The 22964-nt window shown below is 59.3% G+C and carries 20 protein-coding genes; all 20 read left to right on the top strand.

Annotation, left to right across the window (positions count from 1 at the left end; all coding sequences use genetic code 11):
* Nucleotides 1-82 precede the first annotated feature (82 nt).
* Nucleotides 83-2305 (top strand): NADP-dependent isocitrate dehydrogenase, encoded by a 2223-nt coding sequence (locus tag V6L81_RS11160; RefSeq protein WP_322213231.1) that lies wholly within the window; start codon nt 83-85, stop codon nt 2303-2305.
* Between the two features lie 194 nt (nt 2306-2499).
* On the top strand, nt 2500-2946 hold the full coding sequence (locus tag V6L81_RS11155; protein WP_095003295.1) for an NUDIX hydrolase: 447 nt from the start codon (nt 2500-2502) through the stop codon (nt 2944-2946).
* Nucleotides 2947-3005: 59 nt separating this feature from the next.
* Nucleotides 3006-4139, top strand: a complete 1134-nt coding sequence (mnmA, locus tag V6L81_RS11150; RefSeq protein ID WP_095003296.1) for a tRNA 2-thiouridine(34) synthase MnmA — start codon at nt 3006-3008, stop codon at nt 4137-4139.
* On the top strand, nt 4136-4759 hold the full coding sequence (gene hflD, locus V6L81_RS11145) for a high frequency lysogenization protein HflD (RefSeq protein WP_095003297.1): 624 nt from the start codon (nt 4136-4138) through the stop codon (nt 4757-4759). Before mnmA ends, hflD begins: the two co-directional genes overlap by 4 nt.
* Nucleotides 4760-4886: 127 nt before the next feature.
* Entirely contained in the window at nt 4887-6257 is a 1371-nt protein-coding gene (purB, locus tag V6L81_RS11140; RefSeq protein WP_271350297.1) for an adenylosuccinate lyase, read from the top strand.
* Nucleotides 6258-6340: 83 nt separating this feature from the next.
* Nucleotides 6341-7507: a cupin domain-containing protein gene (locus V6L81_RS11135; protein ID WP_095003298.1), complete on the top strand. Its 1167-nt coding sequence runs from the start codon at nt 6341-6343 to the stop codon at nt 7505-7507.
* A complete protein-coding gene (locus V6L81_RS11130) occupies nt 7500-7922 on the top strand; it encodes a GNAT family N-acetyltransferase (protein ID WP_095003299.1) in 423 nt (140 codons plus the stop codon). Before V6L81_RS11135 ends, V6L81_RS11130 begins: the two co-directional genes overlap by 8 nt.
* A gap of 190 nt (nt 7923-8112) precedes the next feature.
* Entirely contained in the window at nt 8113-8856 is a 744-nt protein-coding gene (locus V6L81_RS11125; protein WP_338659926.1) for a secretin N-terminal domain-containing protein, read from the top strand.
* 241 nt (nt 8857-9097) lie between these two features.
* The gene (aceA, locus tag V6L81_RS11120) at nt 9098-10423 is read left to right on the top strand and encodes an isocitrate lyase (RefSeq protein WP_048365296.1); all 1326 of its coding nucleotides are present in this window, start codon (nt 9098-9100) and stop codon (nt 10421-10423) included.
* Nucleotides 10424-11059: 636 nt separating this feature from the next.
* Nucleotides 11060-11473: an NADH-quinone oxidoreductase subunit A gene (locus tag V6L81_RS11115; protein WP_003446990.1), complete on the top strand. Its 414-nt coding sequence runs from the start codon at nt 11060-11062 to the stop codon at nt 11471-11473.
* Between the two features lie 10 nt (nt 11474-11483).
* Nucleotides 11484-12158: an NADH-quinone oxidoreductase subunit B family protein gene (locus tag V6L81_RS11110; RefSeq protein WP_016780200.1), complete on the top strand. Its 675-nt coding sequence runs from the start codon at nt 11484-11486 to the stop codon at nt 12156-12158.
* A gap of 74 nt (nt 12159-12232) precedes the next feature.
* Entirely contained in the window at nt 12233-14017 is a 1785-nt protein-coding gene (nuoC, locus tag V6L81_RS11105) for an NADH-quinone oxidoreductase subunit C/D (RefSeq protein ID WP_095003300.1), read from the top strand.
* Nucleotides 14018-14019: 2 nt separating this feature from the next.
* Nucleotides 14020-14517, top strand: coding sequence for an NADH-quinone oxidoreductase subunit NuoE (gene nuoE, locus V6L81_RS11100; RefSeq protein ID WP_088379405.1), 498 nt, complete (start codon nt 14020-14022; stop codon nt 14515-14517).
* Nucleotides 14514-15869, top strand: a complete 1356-nt coding sequence (gene nuoF, locus V6L81_RS11095) for an NADH-quinone oxidoreductase subunit NuoF (protein ID WP_086796175.1) — start codon at nt 14514-14516, stop codon at nt 15867-15869. The genes nuoE and nuoF overlap by 4 nt, the downstream gene beginning before the upstream one ends.
* A gap of 132 nt (nt 15870-16001) precedes the next feature.
* Complete coding sequence (gene nuoG / locus V6L81_RS11090; RefSeq protein WP_095024123.1) at nt 16002-18716, top strand: NADH-quinone oxidoreductase subunit NuoG; 2715 nt, start codon at nt 16002-16004, stop codon at nt 18714-18716.
* Nucleotides 18713-19720: an NADH-quinone oxidoreductase subunit NuoH gene (gene nuoH / locus V6L81_RS11085; protein ID WP_016780195.1), complete on the top strand. Its 1008-nt coding sequence runs from the start codon at nt 18713-18715 to the stop codon at nt 19718-19720. Before nuoG ends, nuoH begins: the two co-directional genes overlap by 4 nt.
* A 12-nt stretch (nt 19721-19732) precedes the next feature.
* A complete protein-coding gene (gene nuoI, locus V6L81_RS11080) occupies nt 19733-20281 on the top strand; it encodes an NADH-quinone oxidoreductase subunit NuoI (RefSeq protein ID WP_016780194.1) in 549 nt (182 codons plus the stop codon).
* A gap of 9 nt (nt 20282-20290) precedes the next feature.
* The gene (gene nuoJ, locus V6L81_RS11075; RefSeq protein WP_019412102.1) at nt 20291-20794 is read left to right on the top strand and encodes an NADH-quinone oxidoreductase subunit J; all 504 of its coding nucleotides are present in this window, start codon (nt 20291-20293) and stop codon (nt 20792-20794) included.
* Nucleotide 20795: 1 nt separating this feature from the next.
* A complete protein-coding gene (gene nuoK, locus V6L81_RS11070) occupies nt 20796-21104 on the top strand; it encodes an NADH-quinone oxidoreductase subunit NuoK (protein ID WP_019412103.1) in 309 nt (102 codons plus the stop codon).
* Nucleotides 21101-22954, top strand: a complete 1854-nt coding sequence (gene nuoL / locus V6L81_RS11065) for an NADH-quinone oxidoreductase subunit L (RefSeq protein ID WP_095003302.1) — start codon at nt 21101-21103, stop codon at nt 22952-22954. The genes nuoK and nuoL overlap by 4 nt, the downstream gene beginning before the upstream one ends.
* Nucleotides 22955-22964 lie beyond the last annotated feature (10 nt).

The following is a 22964-nucleotide window of genomic DNA, read 5'->3' as shown; positions in this document are numbered from 1 at the left end:
ATTGTTCACTGTGAACGAAAGCGCCTACCCTGCGCATCTCGAGTATCTGAGCACGCTCAGCAAAGAAGAGAGTTAATCCGAAATGCCCAACCGTTCGAAGATCATCTATACCTTCACCGACGAAGCTCCGGCGCTCGCCACCTATTCACTGCTGCCTATCATCGAGGCGTTTACCGCCAGCGCCGATATCGCCGTTGAAACGCGCGACATCTCTCTGGCTGGCCGCATCCTCTCAAGCTTCCCCGAGCAATTGGGTGACAAGGCTGTAGCAGACCACCTCGCCGAACTGGGCGCCCTGGCCGTTACCCCTGAAGCCAACATCATCAAGCTGCCCAATATCAGCGCCTCGGTCCCGCAGTTGCAGGCCGCGATCAAAGAACTGCAAGCGCAGGGCTTCAACATCCCGGACTACCCGGAAACCGTCACCACTGACGCTGAAAAAGAAATCAAGGCGCGTTACAGCAAAGTGATGGGCAGTGCCGTAAACCCGGTACTGCGCGAAGGCAACTCCGACCGCCGCGCACCGCTGTCGGTCAAGAACTACGCGCGCAAGCACCCGCACAAAATGGGCGCCTGGGCTGCAGACTCCAAGTCCCACGTTGCTCACATGAGCGAAGGCGACTTCTACGGCAGCGAAAAAGCCGCCCTGATCGAAGCACCGGGCAGCGTTAAAATCGAACTGATCGCTCAAGACGGCACCACCACCGTCCTGAAAGAAAAAACCGCCGTCCAGGCTGGTGAGATCATCGATTGCTCGGTCATGAGCAAAAAAGCCCTGCGCGAGTTCGTAGCGGCCGAAATCGAAGACGCCAAAAAGCAGGGCGTACTGTTCTCGGTTCACCTGAAAGCCACCATGATGAAGGTTTCCGACCCGATCATGTTTGGTCAGATCGTGGCCGAGTTCTACAAGGATGCGCTGGAAAAACACGCTGACGTCCTCAAAGAAATCGGTTTCAACCTGAACAACGGCATCGGCGACCTGTACGCCCGCATCAAGGCGCTGCCAGCCGAGAAGCAGGCTGAAATCGAAGCCGACATCGAAGCCGTGTACGCCAACCGCCCTGCGCTGGCCATGGTCAACTCCGACAAAGGCATCACCAACCTGCACGTGCCGAGCGACGTAATCGTCGACGCCTCGATGCCGGCCATGATTCGTGATTCCGGCAAGATGTGGAACACCGAAGGCCAGCTGCAAGACACCAAGGCCGTGATCCCGGATCGCTGCTACGCCACCATCTACCAGGCCACCATCGAAGACTGCAAGAAACACGGCGCCTTCGATCCGACCACCATGGGCAGCGTGCCAAACGTTGGCCTGATGGCGCAAAAAGCCGAAGAGTACGGTTCCCACGACAAGACTTTCCAGATCAAGACCTCGGGCGTTGTGCGGGTAACTGACAGCAACGGCAACGTGCTGATGGAACAGAACGTCGAGGAAGGCGATATCTGGCGCATGTGCCAGGCCAAAGACGCGCCGATCCGCGACTGGGTCAAGCTGGCCGTCAACCGTGCCCGCGCCAGCAACACTCCGGCCGTGTTCTGGCTCGATCCAAAGCGTAGCCACGACGCCGAAATGATCAAAAAGGTTGAAACCTACCTGAAAGATCACGACACCAGCGGCCTGGACATTCGCATCATGGCGCCGGTAGAGGCCATGAAGTTCACTCTGGAGCGCACCCGCGCTGGCCTGGATACCATCTCGGTAACCGGCAACGTGCTGCGTGACTACCTGACCGACCTGTTCCCGATCATGGAACTGGGCACCAGCGCCAAAATGCTGTCGATCGTACCGCTGATGAATGGCGGCGGCCTGTTCGAAACCGGCGCCGGCGGCTCGGCCCCGAAGCACGTTCAACAGTTGCTGGAAGAAAACTTCCTGCGCTGGGACTCGCTGGGTGAGTTCCTGGCACTGGCGGCTTCCCTGGAGCACCTGGGCACAACCTACAACAACCCGAAAGCGTTGGTGTTGGCCAAGACCCTGGACCAGGCTACCGGTCAGTTCCTCGACAACAACAAATCGCCATCGCGCAAAGTCGGCAACATCGACAACCGCGGTAGCCACTTCTACCTGGCGCTGTACTGGGCACAAGCCCTGGCTGCCCAGACTGAAGACAAAGAGCTGCAAGCCCAATTTGCTCCAGTAGCAAAAGCCATGGCCGAGAACGAGGCAAAAATCGTTGCCGAACTCAACGCCGTGCAGGGCAAGCCGGTCGATATCGGTGGTTACTACCACGCCGATGCCGACAAGGTAAGCAAAGTAATGCGCCCTAGCGCCACACTGAACGCGATCATCGCTTCGGTGTAAGGGCAACAGGCAACACCACAGACCCCGGCCCACGACGCCGGGGTTTGTGTTTTTACGGCCTACACAAACCCGGTGGGAGCGGGCTTGCCCGCGATAGCATCACCGCGTAAAAAGCACAGACCGAAGCGCCTGCATCGCGAGCAAGCCCGCTCCCACAGGGGATATGCATCCACCTATAAACCGAGACCCACCCCATGGAATGGAAACCCCACATCACCGTCGCCACTGTCGTCGAAGACAATGGCCGCTTCCTGATGGTCGAAGAACTCAAGCGCGACCGCGCCGTGCTCAATCAACCGGCCGGTCATCTGGACCCCGACGAAAGCCTGATCGAGGCCGCCATCCGCGAAACCCTCGAAGAAACCGGCTATGACGTCGAACTGACCGGTGTGATCGGCATTTACCTCTACACCGCTCCCAGCAACGGCGTGACCTACCAGCGCATCTGCTTTGCCGGCAAGGCGCTCAAGCACCACCCCGACTACCAACTGGACACCGGCATCATTGGCCCGCTGTGGCTGACTCGCGACGAATTGCTTGCACAGCGCGAACGCTGGCGCAGCGAGCTGACCCTGCAGTGCATCGATGATTATCTGGGCGGCAAACTGTTCGACCTGACGTTAATCCGCCCTTCGGTTTAGCCTTGAGCGCTCGGGCCTGCTAGAATCGCGTCCTTTTTCAAGACACTCATTGAATCCTTATGCGTGATCCAGCCCTAGTCGCCCCCGAAAAACAGCGCGTCATCGTCGGCATGTCCGGCGGTGTCGACTCTTCCGTTTCCGCCGTTCTGCTTATGGAGCAGGGCTACCAGGTGGAGGGCCTGTTCATGAAGAACTGGGAGGAAGACGACGGAACGGATTACTGCACCGCCATGGATGATCTGGCAGACGCCCAGGCCGTGTGCGACAAAATCGGCATCAAGCTGCACACCGCCAACTTTGCCGCCGAGTACTGGGACAACGTGTTCGAGCACTTCCTGGCCGAATACAAGGCCGGTCGCACGCCGAACCCGGACATCCTGTGCAACCGCGAAATCAAGTTCAAGGCTTTCCTGGACTACGCCCTGATGCTGGGCGCCGACCTGATTGCTACCGGCCACTATGTGCGCCGTCGCGACATTGACGGCCGTACCGAGCTGCTCAAGGGCCTGGACCCGAACAAAGACCAGAGCTACTTCCTGCACGCCGTCGGCGGCGAACAGATCGCCCGCACCCTGTTCCCGGTAGGCGAGCTGGAAAAACCGGAAGTGCGCCGCATTGCGGAAAAACACGATCTGGCCACCGCGAAGAAAAAAGACTCCACCGGGATCTGCTTTATCGGCGAACGCCGCTTCAGCGACTTCCTCAAGCAATACCTGCCGGCACAGCCGGGTGAGATCAAGACCACAGAAGGTGAAGTGATCGGCCGCCATCACGGCCTGATGTACCACACCATCGGACAGCGCCAGGGCCTGGGCATTGGCGGCCTCAAGGACGCCAGCGACGAGCCGTGGTACGTGCTGGTCAAGGATCTGGAGCACAACGAGCTGATCGTCGGCCAGGGCAACGACCACCCGTGGCTGTTCTCCGGCGCCCTGCTCGCCTCCGAGATCTACTGGGTCAATCCGATCGACCTGAGCACCCCGCTGCGCCTGACGGCCAAGGTTCGCTATCGTCAGAGCGATCAGCCCTGCACCCTGGAAAAAACCGCCAACGGCTACCGCGCCACCTTCGACGACCCGCAACGCGCGGTCACCCCCGGCCAGTCCGTGGTGTTCTACGACGGCGAAGTCTGCCTGGGCGGCGGCGTGATCGAAGTGGCCGAGCCCTGGTCGAGCAAGGGCAAACGCCCATGAACGCCACTCAGGAGCAACTGGTAGCCCTCGGCGGCGTATTTCTGGCCGCAGTGCTGGTGGATAAAATTGCCAAGACCGGCCAGGTCAGCGAAGCCGACCTGAGCTGCATGCTCGGCAGCCTGCTGGTGCGTGACCCCAAGGACACCCTGGAAGTCTTTGGCGGCGACGACATCAACCTGCGCGAAGGCTATCGTGCCCTGATCGGTGCTCTTGAGCGCGATCCCAACACCCTGCAGCGCGAGCCCCTGCGTTACGCACTGTCGATGCTCGGCCTTGAGCGCCAACTGGCCAAGCGGGACGACATGCTGGAGCTGATCGGCAAGCGCCTGCCGCAGATCCAGTCCCAGGTCGAGCATTTCGGCCCGGCCCATGAAAACGTGGTGGCCGCCTGTGGCGCGTTGTACCAGGACACCCTGAGCACCCTGCGCCAGCGTATCCAGGTACACGGCGACATGCGCAACCTGCAACAACCGAACAACGCGGCAAAAATTCGCGCCCTGCTGCTGGCCGGTATCCGCTGCGCAAGGCTGTGGCGCCAATTGGGCGGCCACCGCTGGCAGCTGGTCATCAGCCGACGCAAGCTGCTCAAAGAGCTTTACCCGATGCTGCGCGGCAACTGAAACACGCCGGCAGGCACAGAATTTAAAATCGATACGCGTATGACGCCGGTCACTTGGCAACGGACCGGCCGTTTTTTCATGTATGATACGCGCCCCATTTCGTTGCCCGACTGTCCGAGAACACCCCATGAAGCTCTCTTCGCTCACTGCGGTTTCCCCTGTTGACGGCCGCTACGCCGGCAAAACCCAGGCCCTGCGCCCAATTTTCAGCGAATACGGCTTGATCCGTGCTCGCGTTCTGGTTGAAGTTCGCTGGCTCCAGCGCCTGGCCGCCCACGCTGCCATCCCTGAAGTCCCGGCCTTCTCTGCCGAAGCCAACGCCGTTCTGAATGAACTGGCCGAGAACTTCTCTCTTGAGCACGCCGAACGCGTCAAAGAGATCGAGCGCACCACCAACCACGACGTCAAAGCCATTGAGTACCTGCTCAAAGAACAGGCCGCCAAGCTGCCTGAACTGGCCAACGTCAGTGAGTTCATCCACTTTGCCTGCACCAGCGAGGACATCAACAACCTGTCCCACGCCCTGATGCTGCGTGAAGGTCGTGATGACGTGATGCTGCCGCTGATGCGTCAAACCGCAGAAGCCATCCGCGAACTGGCGATCAAGTTCGCCGACGTACCCATGCTGTCCCGCACCCACGGTCAACCGGCTTCGCCGACCACCCTGGGCAAAGAGCTGGCCAACGTGGTCTACCGTCTGGAGCGTCAAATCGCTCAAGTCGCTGGTGTACCGTTGCTGGGCAAGATCAACGGCGCCGTGGGCAACTACAACGCCCACCTGTCGGCCTACCCGCAGATCGACTGGGAAGAAAACGCCCGCGCCTTTATCGAAGACGAGCTGGGCCTGGGTTTCAACCCGTACACCACCCAGATCGAGCCGCACGACTACATTGCCGAGCTGTTCGACGCCATCGCCCGCTTCAACACCATCCTGATCGACTTCGATCGCGATATCTGGGGCTACATCTCCCTGGGCTACTTCAAGCAGCGCACCATTGCCGGCGAAATCGGTTCCTCGACCATGCCGCACAAGGTCAACCCGATCGACTTCGAAAACTCCGAAGGCAACCTGGGTATCGCCAACGCCCTGTTCCAGCACCTGGCCAGCAAATTGCCAATCTCCCGCTGGCAGCGCGACCTGACCGACTCCACCGTACTGCGCAACCTCGGCGTGGGCTTTGCTCACAGCGTGATCGCGTACGAAGCCAGCCTCAAGGGCATCAGCAAGCTTGAACTGAATGCACAGAAAATCGCTGCTGACCTGGACGCCTGCTGGGAAGTCCTGGCCGAGCCGATCCAGACCGTGATGCGTCGTTACAACATCGAAAACCCGTACGAAAAGCTCAAAGAGCTGACCCGCGGCAAGGGCATCAGCCCTGAAGCACTGCAAACTTTCATCGACGGCCTTGAAATGCCGGAAGCGGCCAAAGCCGAGCTGAAGCTGCTGACTCCGGCCAACTACATTGGCAACGCCGTCGAGCAAGCCAAGCGCATCTGATCGCTGCAACGACCTATTAACGCCCGGCCGTGCCGGGCGTTTTTATTCCCGATTACAAAGTGCAATTTTTCAATAGGTTACACATGAATCCTGACATTCCTCTTCAACTTCTGGGCGGCATCACTGCGCGCGAGTTCATGCGCGACTACTGGCAGAAAAAACCGCTGCTGGTGCGCCAGGCAATTCCTGACTTCGAAAGCCCGATCGACGCCGACGAACTGGCCGGTCTGGCCCTTGAAGAAGAAGTCGAATCGCGCCTGATCATCGAACACGGCGAGCGCCCATGGGAACTGCGCCGCGGTCCGTTCGCCGAAGACGAATTCGGCAAACTGCCAGAGCGCGAGTGGACTCTGCTGGTGCAGGCCGTTGATCAGTTCGTGCCTGAAGTCAATGAACTGCTGGAAAACTTCCGCTTCCTGCCGAGCTGGCGTATCGACGACGTGATGATCAGCTACGCCGCCCCAGGTGGCAGTGTTGGTCCGCACTTCGACAACTACGACGTGTTCCTGCTGCAGGGTCATGGCAAGCGTCACTGGCAGATCGGCCAGATGTGCGACTCCGACAGCAAGCTGCTGGAGCACGCGGACCTGCGTATCCTCGCTGATTTCCAGGCCACCGACGAGTGGACCCTTGAGCCCGGCGACATGCTCTACCTGCCACCGCGCCTGGCCCACTGTGGCGTAGCCGTAGACGACTGCCTGACCTACTCGGTGGGCTTCCGTGCACCGAGCGCCGCTGAAGTACTGACCCACTTCACCGACTTCCTCAGCCAGTACCTGCCGGACGAAGATCGCTACACCGACGCTGACGCGCAACCGGTCAGCGACCCGCACCAGATCCAGCACGACGCCCTTGATCGCCTCAAGAGCCTGCTGACCGAGCACATGAGCGACGAGCGCATGCTGCTGACCTGGTTCGGCCAGTTCATGACCGAGCCACGTTATCCGGAACTCGTGGTCGGCCCTGAACTCGAAGAAGAAGACCTGTTGGGTAGCCTGGAACAGGGCGCGATCCTGATCCGCAACCCGAGCGCACGCCTGGCATGGTCCGAGGTCGATGACGACCTGTTGTTGTTCGCCAGCGGCCAAAGCCGCCTGCTGCCGGGCAAGCTGCGCGAACTGCTGAAAATGATCTGTGCCGCCGACGCGCTGCACAGTGACAACCTCGGCACATGGCTGGCCGATGAAGATGGACGCAACCTGCTCTGCGAGCTGGTTAAACAAGGAAGCCTGGGGTTCGCTGATGAATAGCATTCACGTACGTGTCGCCGACTGGCAAAAGGACAACGCCGAACTTCGACGCATTCGTGAGGCGGTATTTATTGCCGAACAATCTGTACCTCCAGAACTGGAGTGGGATGCAGACGATGCCGATGCCGTGCATTTTCTGGCCTATGAAGGCGACTTCCCGATTGGTACCGCCCGGCTCCTGCCGGACGGCCATATCGGCCGCGTATCGGTTCTCAAGGACTGGCGCGGCCTGAAGGTTGGCGACGCACTGATGCAGGCCACGATTCTTGAAGCCGAAAAACGTGGCCTCAAGCAACAAATGCTCAGTGCCCAAGTGCATGCCACACCCTTCTACGAGCGCCTTGGCTTCAAGATCGTCAGCGATGAATTCCTCGAAGCAGGGATTCCCCACGTTGATATGGTGCGGGTGAGCTAACTGCCACGCCGATCTCTGTGGGAGCGAGCCTGCTCGCGAAGGCTGCTAGCGCGGCACTCTTGAGAATTTCGCGAGCAGGCTCGCTCCCACAGCAGTTTTGCAAAACGCCCTGCCATCCCCGGATCGCAGGGCGTTTTGCTATCTGGCACACTCAGACCCAGCCCTTTCAAGCATTGCGGAGATAATGGACATGTCCCTACGCCCCTTCATCGCTGGCCTGCTGCTGATCGCTAGCTTCAGCGCGATCGCCGACACCCGCGTCATCACCCTGCAAAACCGCACCAGTGCAGAATTGCTGCCCATCGCGCAGAACTTTATCGGCAAAAAAGGCAAAGTCAGCGCCTATGGCAACCAACTGATCGTCGAGGCAGGCGCCTCGAAAATCCAGAACCTCGAAGACCTGCTGGCGCAACTCGACACACCCGCCCGGCGCCTGCTGATCACGGTCGATACCAGTGACAACAACCTGGCCACTAATGATCCGGACACCCGGGTGATCAGCACCGCCAGCCGCGACGGCGGCACCCAGCAAATCCAGACCAGCGAAGGCACCCCGGCATTTATCCAAACCGGCCAGAGCGTACCGCTGACCAGCACCCAGACCGACGCCTACGGCCGCTTGCTCACCCAGACCGACTACCGCAACGTCACCCGGGGTTTTTACGTCACCGCCAGCGTCACAGGTGAAACGGTACACCTGGCGATCAGTACGACTCGCGATCGCATGAGCCAGGAGCAACCCGATGTAGTGAACACGCAAAGTACCGACACACAAGTCAGCGGCCCTCTGGGGCAATGGATAACCTTGGCGGGCAACAACGCTCTTAACCAGACTGACAATCCGCCGCAAACCCGCAGCTACTCTACGCAAAGCCGGGATGACATGACCATTCGGGTCAAAGTCGATGTACTCGACCAAAAGGGCCAAAACTGACCGACGAGTCGTTTTTCGCAAATTATGTAGTGTTATAAAAAAAGCACTACAAAACATTTGACGCCTCAAAAATGCAAAGGCATGATGGCCCCGCTCCCGCTGATCAGAGGCCCCGCAAAGGCCCTGGGGCCTGTACTGCCCGTAGCGAGCCGCCATTCACGCACTTATACAAACAACAGTGTTGTGTGCCTGGTGGAGCAACCATTTTTCAACCCAGACCTATGCGACGAGGTTTATCACCATGGCACTGACACGCGAACAGCAAATTGCAGCCCTTGAGAAAGACTGGGCCGAAAACCCACGCTGGAAAGGCGTGACTCGCGATTACTCCGCTGCTGACGTGGTCCGCCTGCGCGGCTCGGTTCAACCCGAGCACACCTTTGCAAAAATGGGTGCCGACAAGCTGTGGAAACTGGTGACACAGGGCGCACACCCGTCCTTCCGTCCTGAGAAAGATTTCGTCAACTGCATGGGCGCCCTGACCGGGGGCCAAGCGGTACAACAGGTTAAAGCCGGTATCCAGGCTATCTACCTGTCGGGTTGGCAAGTGGCGGCAGACAACAACTCTGCCGAATCCATGTACCCGGATCAGTCGCTGTACCCGGTGGACTCCGTTCCAACCGTGGTCAAGCGCATCAACAACTCATTCCGTCGTGCCGACCAGATTCAGTGGAAAGCCGGTAAAAACCCGGGCGACCAGGGTTATATCGACTACTTCGCACCGATCGTGGCTGACGCTGAAGCCGGTTTCGGCGGCGTACTCAACGCTTACGAGCTGATGAAAAGCATGATCGAAGCGGGCGCTGCAGGCGTTCACTTCGAAGACCAGCTGGCCTCGGTGAAAAAATGCGGTCACATGGGCGGCAAGGTACTGGTTCCGACCCAGGAAGCTGTGCAAAAACTGACAGCAGCACGTCTGGCAGCTGACGTTGCCGGTACGCCGACCATCATTCTGGCTCGTACCGACGCCAACGCGGCTGACCTGCTGACTTCCGATTGCGACCCGTACGACCAGCCATTCGTGACTGGCGAGCGCACCAAGGAAGGCTTCTATAAAGTACGTGCCGGCCTTGATCAAGCCATTGCCCGTGGCCTGGCTTACGCGCCGTATGCCGACCTGATCTGGTGCGAAACCGCCAAGCCGGACCTGGAAGAAGCGCGCCGCTTTGCCGAAGCAATCAAAAAGGAATACCCGGACCAGTTGCTGTCGTACAACTGCTCGCCTTCCTTCAACTGGAAGAAAAACCTGGACGACGCGACCATCGCCAAATTCCAGCGCGAGCTGTCGGCAATGGGCTACAAACACCAGTTCATCACCCTGGCGGGTATCCACAACATGTGGCACAGCATGTTCAACCTGGCGCACGACTACGCCCGCAACGACATGACCGCCTACGTGAAACTGCAAGAGCAGGAATTTGCTGACGCAGCCAAAGGCTACACCTTTGTGGCGCACCAGCAGGAAGTGGGCACTGGCTACTTCGACGACATGACCACCGTGATCCAGGGTGGTTCGTCTTCGGTTACCGCCCTGACCGGCTCTACAGAAGAAGAACAGTTCCACTGATAATGGAACCACGGCCATTGCCCAGCCTGTAAAGAACAAACGCAATGCCATGCCCATGACGCCCCGACTGGTTCGGGGCGTTTTTTTGCCCGGCGACTTGTACACCCCTCCCCTGTGGGAGCGGGCTTGCTCGCGATGGCATCACCGCGCCTGCCTGGAGGACCGAGTTATCAGCATCGCGAGCAAGCCCGCTCCCACAGAAAGACATCCCGCTGCCCTGCCCATCCGACAAAACACTGACCCAGATCCATGCTTCGATCGCCAGACCGGGTTAAAAAGCCAAGTTCCAAACTTGCTAACAGCGCTTATATAAGCCAAGTTCTACAGGCCTGCGACATAGCGACACAACAAATAACCACTCAAACGATATTAATTATCATTACGAGTTGCTTTTGTTGAATACATGAACACTGAAAAACAAACACTGAAAAACGCTGTAACGCCCACAGTTCAAGGCCTGCATAGACATTGATGGAGGTTCTACAACTAAAGGACTGAATTAATTCATCTTAGAAAATTTACTTGCTGGGTGTTTAGCCATAAAATCCCGGCAATCAATAGCACTGCGACATAACGTCACTGCTTTATCACCTTTTCTAGCTCAGAGACCTTTGCTCTCTGTTAAGGATTTCCAGCATGCCCGAAGCGACAGGACTCATAGCCCACAACTGGGGCTTTGCCATTTTCCTTCTCGGCGTTGTCGGCCTCTGTGCCTTCATGCTTGGCGTCTCCAGCCTCCTTGGGTCAAAAGCCTGGGGTCGCAGCAAAAATGAACCGTTCGAGTCCGGCATGCTACCTACCGGTGGCGCCCGCTTGCGGCTCTCAGCCAAATTCTATCTGGTCGCGATGCTGTTCGTGATCTTCGATATCGAAGCCCTCTTTCTCTTTGCCTGGTCTGTGTCTGTTCGCGAAAGCGGCTGGACCGGATTCGTCGAAGCTCTCGTTTTCATAGCAATTCTGTTGGCAGGCCTTGTCTACCTATTTCGGGTGGGTGCTCTTGATTGGGCACCGGAAGCTCGTCGTAAGCGGCAGGCCAAGCTGAAACAATGAGGCTTTGGCGATGCAATACGAACTCACCAGGATCGACCCGGATGCTCCTAACGAGCAATACCCGATCGGCACACGGGAAACCGTTGCCGATCCGTTAGAAGATCAAGTCCACAAAAACATTTTCATGGGCAAGCTCGAAGACGTGCTGAACGGCACGGTCAACTGGGGACGTAAAAATTCCCTGTGGCCGTACAACTTCGGCCTGTCGTGCTGCTATGTGGAAATGACCACCGCCTTCACGGCGCCCCACGACATCGCGCGCTTTGGCGCCGAGGTTATCCGGGCTTCGCCGCGTCAGGCGGATTTCATGGTTATTGCCGGGACCTGCTTTATCAAGATGGCGCCGATCATCCAGCGTCTCTACGAGCAAATGCTTGAACCTAAATGGGTCATTTCCATGGGTTCGTGCGCCAACTCCGGTGGCATGTACGACATCTACTCCGTGGTTCAAGGGGTCGACAAGTTCTTGCCTGTGGACGTTTACGTACCCGGCTGCCCGCCCCGCCCTGAGGCTTTTCTGCAAGGCTTGATGCTCTTGCAAGAGTCGATTGGCCAGGAGCGTCGCCCACTTTCCTGGGTCGTTGGCGAACAAGGCGTGTACCGCGCCGAGATGCCATCGCAAAAGGAACAGCGCCGCGAACAGCGTATTCAGGTAACCAACCTGCGCAGCCCCGACGAAGTCTGATCCAGCGCCGTTTCTACTCAATAGAACGAATCACTGGCTTCATTCTTTACGTTGACCGAAAGCGATAAAAAACCATGACTGCAGGCTCCGCTCTGTACATCCCGCCTTACAAGGCTGACGACCAAGATGTGGTTGTCGAACTCAACACCCGTTTTGGCCCTGAGGCGTTCACCGCCCAGGCCACGCGCACCGGCATGCCGGTGCTTTGGGTTAGCCGCGCAAAACTGGTCGAAGTACTGACCTTCCTGCGCAACCTGCCGAAACCCTACGTCATGCTCTATGACCTGCACGGTGTGGACGAACGTCTGCGTACCAAGCGTCAGGGCCTGCCATCGGGTGCAGACTTCACCGTCTTCTACCACCTGATGTCGCTGGAACGTAACAGCGACGTCATGATCAAGGTGGCCCTGTCTGAAAAAGACCTGAGTGTCCCTACCGTGACCGGTATCTGGCCGAACGCCAACTGGTACGAGCGTGAAGTCTGGGACATGTTCGGCATCGATTTCAAAGGCCACCCGCACCTGTCGCGCATCATGATGCCGCCGACCTGGGAAGGTCACCCGCTGCGCAAGGACTTCCCGGCCCGTGCTACCGAGTTCGATCCGTACAGCCTGACCCTGGCCAAGGTGCAGCTGGAAGAGGAAGCCGCGCGCTTCCGCCCGGAAGACTGGGGCATGAAACGCTCCGGTGAAAACGAGGACTACATGTTCCTTAACCTGGGGCCGAACCACCCTTCGGCTCACGGTGCCTTCCGCATCATCCTGCAGCTGGACGGTGAAGAGATCGTCGACTGCGTGCCTGACGTCGGTTACCACCACCGTGGCGCCGAGAAAATGGCCGAACGCCAGTCCTGGCACAGCTTCATCCCGTACACCGACCGTATCGACTACCTCGGCGGCGTGATGAACAACCTGCCGTACGTGCTCTCGGTCGAGAAGCTGGCCGGTATCAAAGTGCCGGACCGGGTCGACACCATCCGCATCATGATGGCCGAATTCTTCCGTATCACCAGCCACCTGCTGTTCCTGGGTACCTATATCCAGGACGTGGGCGCCATGACCCCGGTGTTCTTCACGTTCACCGACCGTCAGCGCGCTTACAAGGTGATCGAGGCCATCACCGGTTTCCGTCTGCACCCGGCCTGGTACCGCATCGGCGGCGTTGCCCACGACCTGCCGAACGGCTGGGATCGCCTGGTCAAGGAGTTCATCGACTGGATGCCCAAGCGTCTGGACGAGTACCAGAAAGCCGCTCTGGACAACAGCATCCTGCGTGGTCGTACCATCGGCGTTGCCGCCTACAACACCAAAGAGGCCCTGGAATGGGGCGTCACCGGTGCCGGCCTGCGCTCCACCGGTTGTGACTTCGATATCCGCAAGGCGCGCCCGTATTCCGGCTACGAGAACTTCGAATTCGAAGTCCCGCTGGCAGCCAACGGCGATGCCTACGATCGTTGCATCGTGCGCGTCGAAGAAATGCGCCAGAGCCTGAAAATCATCGAGCAGTGCATGCGCAACATGCCGGCCGGCCCGTACAAGGCGGATCACCCACTGACCACGCCGCCGCCTAAAGAACGCACGCTGCAGCATATCGAGACCTTGATCACGCACTTCCTGCAAGTTTCGTGGGGCCCGGTGATGCCGGCCAACGAATCCTTCCAGATGATCGAAGCGACCAAGGGCATCAACAGTTATTACCTGACGAGCGATGGCGGCACCATGAGCTACCGCACCCGGATTCGCACCCCAAGCTTCCCGCACCTGCAACAGATCCCTTCGGTGATCAAAGGTGAAATGGTCGCGGACTTGATTGCGTACCTGGGTAGTATCGATTTCGTTATGGCCGACGTGGACCGCTAAGCATGAACAGCACGCTTATCCAGACAGACCGTTTCGCCCTGAGCGAAACCGAGCGCTCGGCCATCGAGCATGAGATGCATCACTACGAAGACCCGCGCGCGGCGTCGATCGAAGCCCTGAAGATCGTTCAGAAGGAACGCGGCTGGGTGCCGGACGGCGCGATTTACGCCATCGGCGAACTGCTGGGCATCCCTGCCAGCGACGTTGAAGGCGTGGCTACGTTCTACAGCCAGATCTTCCGTCAGCCGGTCGGCCGCCACATCATCCGCGTGTGCGACAGCATGGTCTGCTACATCGGTGGCCACGAATCCGTGGTCGGCGAAATCCAGAACAAGCTGGGCATCGGCCTCGGTCAGACTACCCCGGACGGCCGCTTTACGCTGCTGCCGGTGTGCTGCCTGGGCAACTGCGACAAGGCGCCGGCGTTGATGATCGACGACGACACATTCGGTGACGTGCAGCCTGCTGGCGTCGCCACGTTGTTGGAGGCCTACCCATGAGCCTGACTTCTTTCGGTCCTGCCAACCTGATCAAGCGTTCGGCAGAAACCCACCCGCTGACCTGGCGCCTGCGTGACGACGGCGAGCCCGTGTGGCTCGACGAGTACCAGGCCAAGGACGGCTACGCCGCTGCGCGCAAGGCCTTCGCCGACATGGCCCAGGACGATATCGTCCAGACCGTGAAAGACGCAGGCCTCAAGGGTCGCGGCGGTGCCGGCTTCCCGACGGGCGTGAAGTGGGGGCTGATGCCCAAAGACGAATCCATGAACATCCGTTACCTGTTGTGTAACGCCGATGAAATGGAACCCAACACCTGGAAAGACCGCATGCTGATGGAGCAACTGCCCCATCTGCTGATCGAAGGCATGCTGATCAGTGCCCGCGCACTGAAAACCTACCGTGGCTATATCTTCCTGCGTGGCGAATACACCACTGCAGCGGTGCATCTGCGCCGTGCCGTCGAAGAAGCCAAGGCAGCAGGCCTGCTGGGCAAGAATATCCTCGGTTCGGGTTTCGACTTCGAACTGTTCGTGCACACCGGCGCCGGGCGTTACATCTGCGGTGAAGAAACCGCACTGATCAACTCCCTCGAAGGCCGTCGCGCCAACCCGCGCTCCAAGCCGCCGTTCCCGGCCGCTGTGGGCGTATGGGGCAAGCCGACCTGCGTGAACAACGTGGAAACCCTGTGCAACGTACCGGCCATCATCGGCAACGGCGTTGACTGGTACAAATCCCTCGCCCGCGAAGGCAGCGAAGACCACGGCACCAAGCTGATGGGCTTCTCCGGCAAAGTGAAGAACCCTGGCCTGTGGGAACTGCCATTCGGCGTGACCGCTCGCGAGCTGTTCGAAGACTACGCCGGCGGCATGCGCGACGGCTTCAAGCTCAAGTGCTGGCAGCCAGGCGGCGCCGGTACCGGCTTCCTGTTGCCCGAGCACCTGGACGCACAAATGTATGCCGGCGGCATCGCCAAGGTTGGCACCCGTATGGGTACTGGCCTGGCCATGGCCGTGGACGACAGCGTCAACATGGTCTCCTTGCTGCGCAACATGGAACAGTTCTTTGCCCGTGAGTCGTGCGGCTTCTGCACCCCTTGCCGTGATGGTCTGCCGTGGAGCGTCAAGCTGCTGATGGCGATCGAACACGGCGAAGGTCAGCCTGGCGATATCGAGACCCTGCTGGGTCTGGTCGGTTTCCTCGGCCCTGGCAAGACGTTCTGTGCTCACGCACCGGGCGCCGTGGAACCGTTGGGCAGCGCGATCAAGTACTTCCGTCCAGAGTTCGAAGCCGGTATTGCGCAAGCAAAACCCGGTGTTCCACCTCTGGCACGCCCGATTGTTATCGGCGCGTAACGCTCTGAATGAAGGGGGTCCGTGCCCCCTTCTGATCGTTCGATAACGCCGTAAGGCTGGGTTGCTTCGAACGCATAACAAGATTCCATTAGCCACGCCCGCTGACACCGGGCCAACGAAGACCTTTGAACCATGGCCACTATCCACGTAGACGGCAAAGATCTCGAAGTCGATGGGGCAGACAACCTGTTACAGGCATGTCTGTCGCTGGGCCTCGATATCCCGTATTTCTGCTGGCACCCTGCCCTGGGCAGTGTTGGCGCCTGCCGCCAATGCGCCGTCAAGCAGTACACCGACGAGAACGACAAGCGTGGTCGTATCGTCATGTCATGCATGACTCCGGCCACCGACGGTAGCTGGATTTCCATCGACGACGAAGAAGCGAAAGTGTTTCGCGCCAGCGTTGTTGAATGGCTGATGACCAACCACCCGCACGACTGTCCTGTGTGCGAAGAGGGCGGCCATTGCCATCTGCAAGACATGACCGTGATGACCGGCCACAACGAGCGCCGTTATCGCTTCACCAAGCGTACTCACCAGAACCAGGAACTCGGCCCGTTCATTTCCCACGAAATGAACCGCTGCATCGCCTGCTATCGCTGTGTGCGTTTCTATAAAGACTACGCGGGCGGCACTGACCTCGGTGTATTCGGCGCCCACGATAACGTGTACTTCGGTCGCGTTGAAGACGGCGTGCTCGAAAGCGAGTTCTCGGGCAACCTCACAGAAGTCTGCCCGACCGGTGTGTTCACCGACAAAACTCACTCCGAGCGTTACAACCGCAAATGGGACATGCAGTTTGCACCAAGCATCTGCCACGGTTGTTCCAGCGGCTGCAACATCAGCCCGGGCGAGCGTTACGGTGAACTGCGTCGCATCGAAAACCGTTTCAACGGTTCGGTTAACCAGTACTTCCTGTGTGACCGTGGCCGTTTTGGCTATGGCTACGTCAACCGCACCGACCGCCCACGTCAGCCATTGTTGGCCGACGGCAGCAAACTGAGCGTTGACGCTGCACTGGATAAAGCCGCCGATCTGTTGCGCGGTCGTAACATCGTCGGTATCGGATCGCCGCGCGCCAGCCTCGAAAGCAACTACGCGTTGCGCGAGCTGGTCGGTGCCGAGCACTTCTACTCGGGTATCGAAGCCGGTGAGCTGGAGCGCATCCGCCTGGTGCTGCAAGTCTTGAAAGACAGCCCGCTGCCCGTCCCGAACATGCGCGAGATCGAAGATCACGACGCCATCTTCGTACTGGGTGAAGACCTGACCCAGACCGCCGCCCGTATGGCGCTGTCGCTGCGTCAGTCGGTCAAGGGCAAAGCTGAAGAAATGGCCGACGCCATGCGCGTTCAGCCTTGGCTCGACGCTGCGGTGAAAAACATCGGTCAGCACGCGCTGAACCCGCTGTTTATTGCCAGCCTGGCTGAAACCAAGCTCGACGACGTGGCTGAAGAATGCGTACACGCTGCGCCGGATGACCTGGCCCGTATCGGTTTCGCCGTGGCTCACGCCATCGACGCCAGCGCCCCTGCCGTTGCCGGCCTGGACGCTGAAGCCCTGGAGCTGGCCAAGCGCATCGCCGACGCCCTGCTGGCAGCCAAACGCCCATTGATCATTGCCGGTACTTCCCTGGGCTCCAAGGCCCTGATCGAAGCCGCAGGTAACATCGCCAAGGCGCTGCACCTGCGTGAGAAAGCCGGCTCCATCAGCCTGGTCGTGCCGGAAGCCAACAGCCTCGGTCTGGCCATGCTCGGCGGCGAATCGGTAGACGCTGCGTTGCAAGCTGTGATCGACGGTAAAGCCGACGCCATCGTGGTGCTGGAAAACGATCTGTTTACCCGTGTCGATGCGGTCAAGGTCAACGCAGCACTGGACGCGGCCAAAGTGGTGATCGTTGCCGATCATCAGAAGACCGCAACCACCGACCGTGCCGATCTGGTTCTGCCAGCGGCAAGCTTTGCTGAAGGCGACGGTACGCTGGTGAGTCAGGAAGGTCGTGCCCAACGCTTCTTCCAGGTGTTCGAGCCGCGCTACCTCGATTCGAGCAACTTGATCCACGAAGGCTGGCGCTGGTTGCACGCCCTGCGCAGCACCCTGCTGAACAAGGCGGTTGACTGGACCCTGCTCGATCACGTGACACAGCAAACAGCGGCAAGCACGCCAGAACTGGCCGGCATCGTTGATGCGGCACCGTCGGCAGCATTCCGTATCAAAGGCATGAAGCTGGCGCGCGAACCTTTGCGCTACAGCGGCCGTACTGCCATGCGCGCCAATATCAGCGTGCACGAACCGCGCACCCCGCAAGACCCGGACACCGCGTTCGCCTTCTCCATGGAAGGTTACTCGGGCTCCGTCGAACCGCGCCAACAAGTGCCGTTCGCCTGGTCGCCGGGCTGGAACTCGCCACAAGCCTGGAACAAGTTCCAGGACGAAGTGGGTGGTCATATCCGTGCGGGCGACCCGGGCATCCGCCTGATCGAAAGCAAGGGCGACTCGCTGAATTGGTTCGCCAATATTCCGGGCGCGTTCAACCCGGCTCGCGGCACCTGGCAAGTCGTGCCGTTCTACCATCTGCTGGGCAGCGAAGAGAACTCTTCGAAAGCCGCACCGGTGCAAGAACGCATTCCAGCCGCTTATATCGCACTGGCCAAATCCGAAGCCGACCGCCTGGGTGTCAACGATGGCGCCCTGCTCAGCCTCAACGTTGCCGGTGTGACCCTGCGTCTGCCACTGCGTATCAATGAAGAGCTGGGTGCAGGCCTGGTAGCACTGCCAGCAGGCCTGGCCGGTATCCCGCCAGCGATCTTTGGCCTTACCGTTGACGGTTTGCAGGAGGCAGCCCAATGACCTGGTTTACGCCTGAAGTGATCGACGTGATTATCTCGGTGGTCAAAGCCGTGGTAATCCTGCTCGCCGTAGTGGTGTGCGGCGCGCTGCTGAGCTGGGTTGAACGTCGCCTGCTGGCCCTGTGGCAGGACCGTTACGGTCCGAACCGCGTGGGCCCGTTCGGTGCGTTCCAGATCGCAGCCGACATGATCAAGATGTTCTTCAAGGAAGACTGGACCCCACCGTTTGCCGACAAGGCGATTTTCACCCTGGCGCCGGTTGTGGCCATGAGTGCCTTGCTGATCGCCTTTGCGATTATCCCGATCACCCCGACCTGGGGCGTGGCGGATCTGAACGTCGGTATCCTGTTCTTCTTCGCCATGGCCGGTCTGTCGGTCTATGCGGTGCTGTTCGCCGGCTGGTCGAGCAACAACAAGTTCGCCCTGCTGGGTGCCTTGCGTGCCTCGGCGCAAACCGTGTCCTACGAAGTGTTCATGGGCCTGGCGCTGATGGGCATCGTGGTGCAGGTTGGCTCGTTCAACATGCGCGACATCGTTGAATATCAAGCGCAGAACCTGTGGTTCATCATCCCGCAGATCTTCGGTTTCCTGACCTTCTTTATCGCTGGCGTGGCCGTGACTCACCGTCACCCCTTCGACCAGCCGGAAGCGGAACAGGAACTGGCCGATGGTTACCACATTGAATACGCCGGCATGAAATGGGGCATGTTCTTCGTGGGTGAGTACATCGGGATCGTGTTGATCTCGGCGTTGCTGGTGACTTTGTTCTTCGGTGGCTGGCACGGACCTTTCGGTCTGCTGCCCCAGATTCCGTTTATCTGGTTCGCTCTGAAGACCGCGTTTTTCATCATGATCTTCATCCTGCTGCGCGCTTCCATTCCGCGCCCACGGTATGACCAAGTGATGGACTTCAGCTGGAAGTTCTGCCTGCCGCTGACCCTGATCAATCTGCTGGTGACCGCCGCAGTCGTGTTGTTGAACACGCCTGCCGGCGCGGTTCAGTGAGGATAGAGACCCATGTTCAAGTATCTGTTTGACATCGTGCATGGCACCTACACCCAGCTTCGCAGCTTGGTGATGGTGTTTGGCCATGCCTTCCGCAAGCGTGACACGCTGCAGTATCCGGAAGAACCGGTGTACTTGCCGCCGCGCTACCGTGGCCGGATTGTCCTGACCCGCGACCCGGACGGCGAAGAGCGCTGTGTAGCCTGCAACCTGTGCGCCGTGGCGTGCCCGGTCGGCTGCATCTCGCTGCAAAAAGCCGAAACCGAAGATGGCCGCTGGTACCCGGAGTTCTTCCGCATCAACTTCTCACGCTGCATTTTTTGCGGTCTGTGTGAGGAAGCCTGCCCGACCACCGCGATCCAGCTGACACCGGATTTCGAGATGGCCGAGTTCAAACGTCAGGATCTGGTGTACGAGAAAGAAGATCTGCTGATCTCCGGTCCCGGTAAGAACCCTGATTACAACTTCTATCGTGTTGCGGGTATGGCCGTGGAAGGCAAGCCGAAAGGCGCTGCCCAGAACGAAGCCGAGCCGATCAACGTGAAGAGCTTGCTGCCTTAAGGAAGAACGATGGAATTCGCTTTCTATTTCGCATCGGGTGTCGCTGTCGTGTCCACGCTACGCGTGATCACCAACACCAACCCTGTGCACGCCCTGCTCTACCTGATTATTTCGCTGATTGCCGTGGCGATGACGTTCTTTAGCCTGGGCGCACCCTTTGCCGGTGTGCTCGAAGTGATCGCCTACGCCGGTGCCATCATGGTGCTGTTTGTGTTCGTGGTGATGATGCTCAACCAGGGCCCCGCCTCGGTGACGCAAGAACGCCACTGGCTCAAGCCGGGCATCTGGATCGGGCCGAGCATTCTGTCCGCCATCCTGCTGGCCGAATTGCTGTACGTGCTGTTCGCTCACCCGAGCGGTGCGGCAATCGGTCAAACCACCATCGATGCAAAAGCCGTGGGCATCAGCCTGTTCGGTCCGTATCTGCTGGTGGTCGAACTCGCCTCGATGCTGCTGCTTGCTGCAGCTGTGACGGCGTTCCACTTGGGCCGCACTGAGGCGAAGGAGCAATAACATGCCAGGAATACCTCTCGAACATGGTTTGGCCGTTGCCGGCATCCTGTTCTGCCTCGGTCTGGTTGGCCTGATGGTACGTCGCAACATTCTCTTCGTATTGATGAGTCTGGAAATCATGATGAACGCCGCTGCTCTGGCCTTCATCGTTGCCGGTGCACGCTGGGCGCAGCCGGATGGACAGGTCATGTTCATCCTGGTGATCACCCTGGCAGCCGCCGAGGCCAGTATCGGCCTGGCGATCCTGCTGCAGCTGTATCGCCGCTTCCATACGCTTGATATCGATGCTGCCAGTGAGATGCGCGGATGAACCTTCTCTTTCTGACTTTCGTATTCCCCCTGATCGGCTTTTTGCTGCTGTCGTTCTCCCGTGGACGCTTCAGCGAAAACCTCTCGGCGCTGATCGGCGTCGGCTCCATTGGCCTTTCGGCCATCGTGGCCGCGTTTGTGATCTGGCAATTCAATGTCGCGCCGCCACCCGGCGGCGAGTACACACAAGTACTGTGGCAGTGGATCTCGGTAGAAGGCTTCAAGCCCAACTTCGCCCTGCACCTGGACGGCCTGTCGGTCACCATGCTCGGTGTCGTGGTCGGCGTGGGCTTTCTGATCCATGTCTTCGCCTCGTGGTACATGCGCGGTGAAGACGGCTACTCGCGTTTCTTTGCCTACACCAACCTGTTTATCGCCAGCATGCTGTTCCTGATCCTGGCCGATAACCTGCTGTTCGTGTACTTCGGCTGGGAAGGCGTGGGCCTGTGCTCGTACCTGTTGATCGGTTTCTACTACAGCAACCGCAACAACGGCAACGCGGCACTCAAAGCCTTTATCGTGACCCGTGTCGGCGACGTGTTCCTGGCCATCGGCCTGTTTATCCTGTTCCAGCAACTGGGCACGCTGAACATCAAGGAACTGCTGGTGCTGGCACCGCAGAAGTTCCAGGCCGGTGATTTCTGGATCGTGCTGGCAACCCTGATGCTGCTGGGTGGTGCTGTCGGTAAATCCGCGCAACTGCCGCTGCAAACCTGGCTGGCAGACGCGATGGCCGGCCCTACCCCGGTTTCGGCACTGATCCACGCCGCAACCATGGTAACCGCCGGTGTGTACCTGATTGCCCGTACCCACGGCCTGTTCACCCTGGCACCTGAAGTGCTGCACCTGGTGGGCATCGTCGGCGGTGTGACCCTGGTACTGGCCGGTTTCGCCGCACTGGTACAAACCGACATCAAACGTATCCTTGCCTACTCGACCATGAGCCAGATCGGCTACATGTTCCTGGCATTGGGCGTGGGTGCCTGGGACGGCGCGATCTTCCACCTGATGACCCACGCCTTCTTCAAGGCGCTGCTGTTCCTTGCCTCCGGTGCGGTCATCGTTGCCTGCCATCACGAGCAGAACATCTTCAAGATGGGCGGCCTGTGGAAAAAACTGCCATTGGCCTACGCCAGCTTTATCGTCGGTGGCGCGGCGCTGTCTGCCTTGCCATTGCTGACGGCCGGTTTCTACTCCAAGGACGAAATCCTCTGGGAAGCCTTCGCCAGCGGTAACAACGAACTGTTGTATGCCGGTCTGGTCGGTGCGTTCATGACCTCGCTGTACACCTTCCGCCTGATCTTCGTCACGTTCCACGGTGAAGCCAAGACTGAAGCCCATGCAGGCCACGGCGTGACCTACTGGCTGCCACTGAGCGTGCTGATCGTACTGTCGACTTTTATCGGCGCCATGATCACCCCGCCACTGGCCGGTGTACTGCCACAAAGCGTTGGCCATGCTGGCGGTGAAGCCAAGCACAGCCTGGAAATCGCCTCGGGTGCCATCGCCCTGGCCGGTATCCTGCTGGCTGCCCTGCTGTACCTGGGCAAGCGTCGCTTTGTAAGCGCCGTCGCCAACAGCGGCATCGGTCGCTTCCTGTCAGCCTGGTGGTTCGCTGCCTGGGGCTTCGACTGGCTGTACGACAAACTGTTCGTCAAACCGTACCTGTTGATCTGCCGCTTGCTGGCCAAAGATCCTCTGGACCAGACCATTGGTTTGATCCCGAAGATGGCCAAGGCCGGGCATAACGCCCTGAGCCGCAGCGAAACCGGTCAACTGCGTTGGTACGCTGCATCCATGGCCGCCGGTGCTGTACTGGTCATGGGCGCCATCGTGCTGGTAGCGGTCTGATATGAACCTT

It is taken from the genome of Pseudomonas bubulae (assembly GCF_037023725.1).
In the GTDB taxonomy this organism is placed as follows: Bacteria; Pseudomonadota; Gammaproteobacteria; order Pseudomonadales; family Pseudomonadaceae; genus Aquipseudomonas; species Aquipseudomonas bubulae.
Note: the sequence above shows the minus strand (reverse complement) of the source record. Positions and strands in the feature narration are given on the sequence as shown.

Bases quoted from the DNA above. Each gene is read 5' to 3' on its own strand.
- nuoJ (WP_019412102.1), top strand. From the start codon at position 20,291: ATGGAATTCGCTTTCTATTTCGCATCGGGTGTCGCTGTCGTGTCCACG.
- V6L81_RS11125 (WP_338659926.1), top strand. From the start codon at position 8,113: ATGTCCCTACGCCCCTTCATCGCTGGCCTGCTGCTGATCGCTAGCTTC.
- mnmA (WP_095003296.1), top strand. From the start codon at position 3,006: ATGCGTGATCCAGCCCTAGTCGCCCCCGAAAAACAGCGCGTCATCGTC.
- nuoE (WP_088379405.1), top strand. From the start codon at position 14,020: ATGAACAGCACGCTTATCCAGACAGACCGTTTCGCCCTGAGCGAAACC.
- nuoH (WP_016780195.1), top strand. From the start codon at position 18,713: ATGACCTGGTTTACGCCTGAAGTGATCGACGTGATTATCTCGGTGGTC.
- V6L81_RS11115 (WP_003446990.1), top strand. From the start codon at position 11,060: ATGCCCGAAGCGACAGGACTCATAGCCCACAACTGGGGCTTTGCCATT.
- hflD (WP_095003297.1), top strand. From the start codon at position 4,136: ATGAACGCCACTCAGGAGCAACTGGTAGCCCTCGGCGGCGTATTTCTG.
- V6L81_RS11135 (WP_095003298.1), top strand. From the start codon at position 6,341: ATGAATCCTGACATTCCTCTTCAACTTCTGGGCGGCATCACTGCGCGC.
- nuoF (WP_086796175.1), top strand. From the start codon at position 14,514: ATGAGCCTGACTTCTTTCGGTCCTGCCAACCTGATCAAGCGTTCGGCA.
- nuoG (WP_095024123.1), top strand. From the start codon at position 16,002: ATGGCCACTATCCACGTAGACGGCAAAGATCTCGAAGTCGATGGGGCA.
- nuoC (WP_095003300.1), top strand. From the start codon at position 12,233: ATGACTGCAGGCTCCGCTCTGTACATCCCGCCTTACAAGGCTGACGAC.
- nuoL (WP_095003302.1), top strand. From the start codon at position 21,101: ATGAACCTTCTCTTTCTGACTTTCGTATTCCCCCTGATCGGCTTTTTG.
- nuoK (WP_019412103.1), top strand. From the start codon at position 20,796: ATGCCAGGAATACCTCTCGAACATGGTTTGGCCGTTGCCGGCATCCTG.
- nuoI (WP_016780194.1), top strand. From the start codon at position 19,733: ATGTTCAAGTATCTGTTTGACATCGTGCATGGCACCTACACCCAGCTT.
- V6L81_RS11155 (WP_095003295.1), top strand. From the start codon at position 2,500: ATGGAATGGAAACCCCACATCACCGTCGCCACTGTCGTCGAAGACAAT.
- purB (WP_271350297.1), top strand. From the start codon at position 4,887: ATGAAGCTCTCTTCGCTCACTGCGGTTTCCCCTGTTGACGGCCGCTAC.
- aceA (WP_048365296.1), top strand. From the start codon at position 9,098: ATGGCACTGACACGCGAACAGCAAATTGCAGCCCTTGAGAAAGACTGG.
- V6L81_RS11110 (WP_016780200.1), top strand. From the start codon at position 11,484: ATGCAATACGAACTCACCAGGATCGACCCGGATGCTCCTAACGAGCAA.
- V6L81_RS11130 (WP_095003299.1), top strand. From the start codon at position 7,500: ATGAATAGCATTCACGTACGTGTCGCCGACTGGCAAAAGGACAACGCC.
- V6L81_RS11160 (WP_322213231.1), top strand. From the start codon at position 83: ATGCCCAACCGTTCGAAGATCATCTATACCTTCACCGACGAAGCTCCG.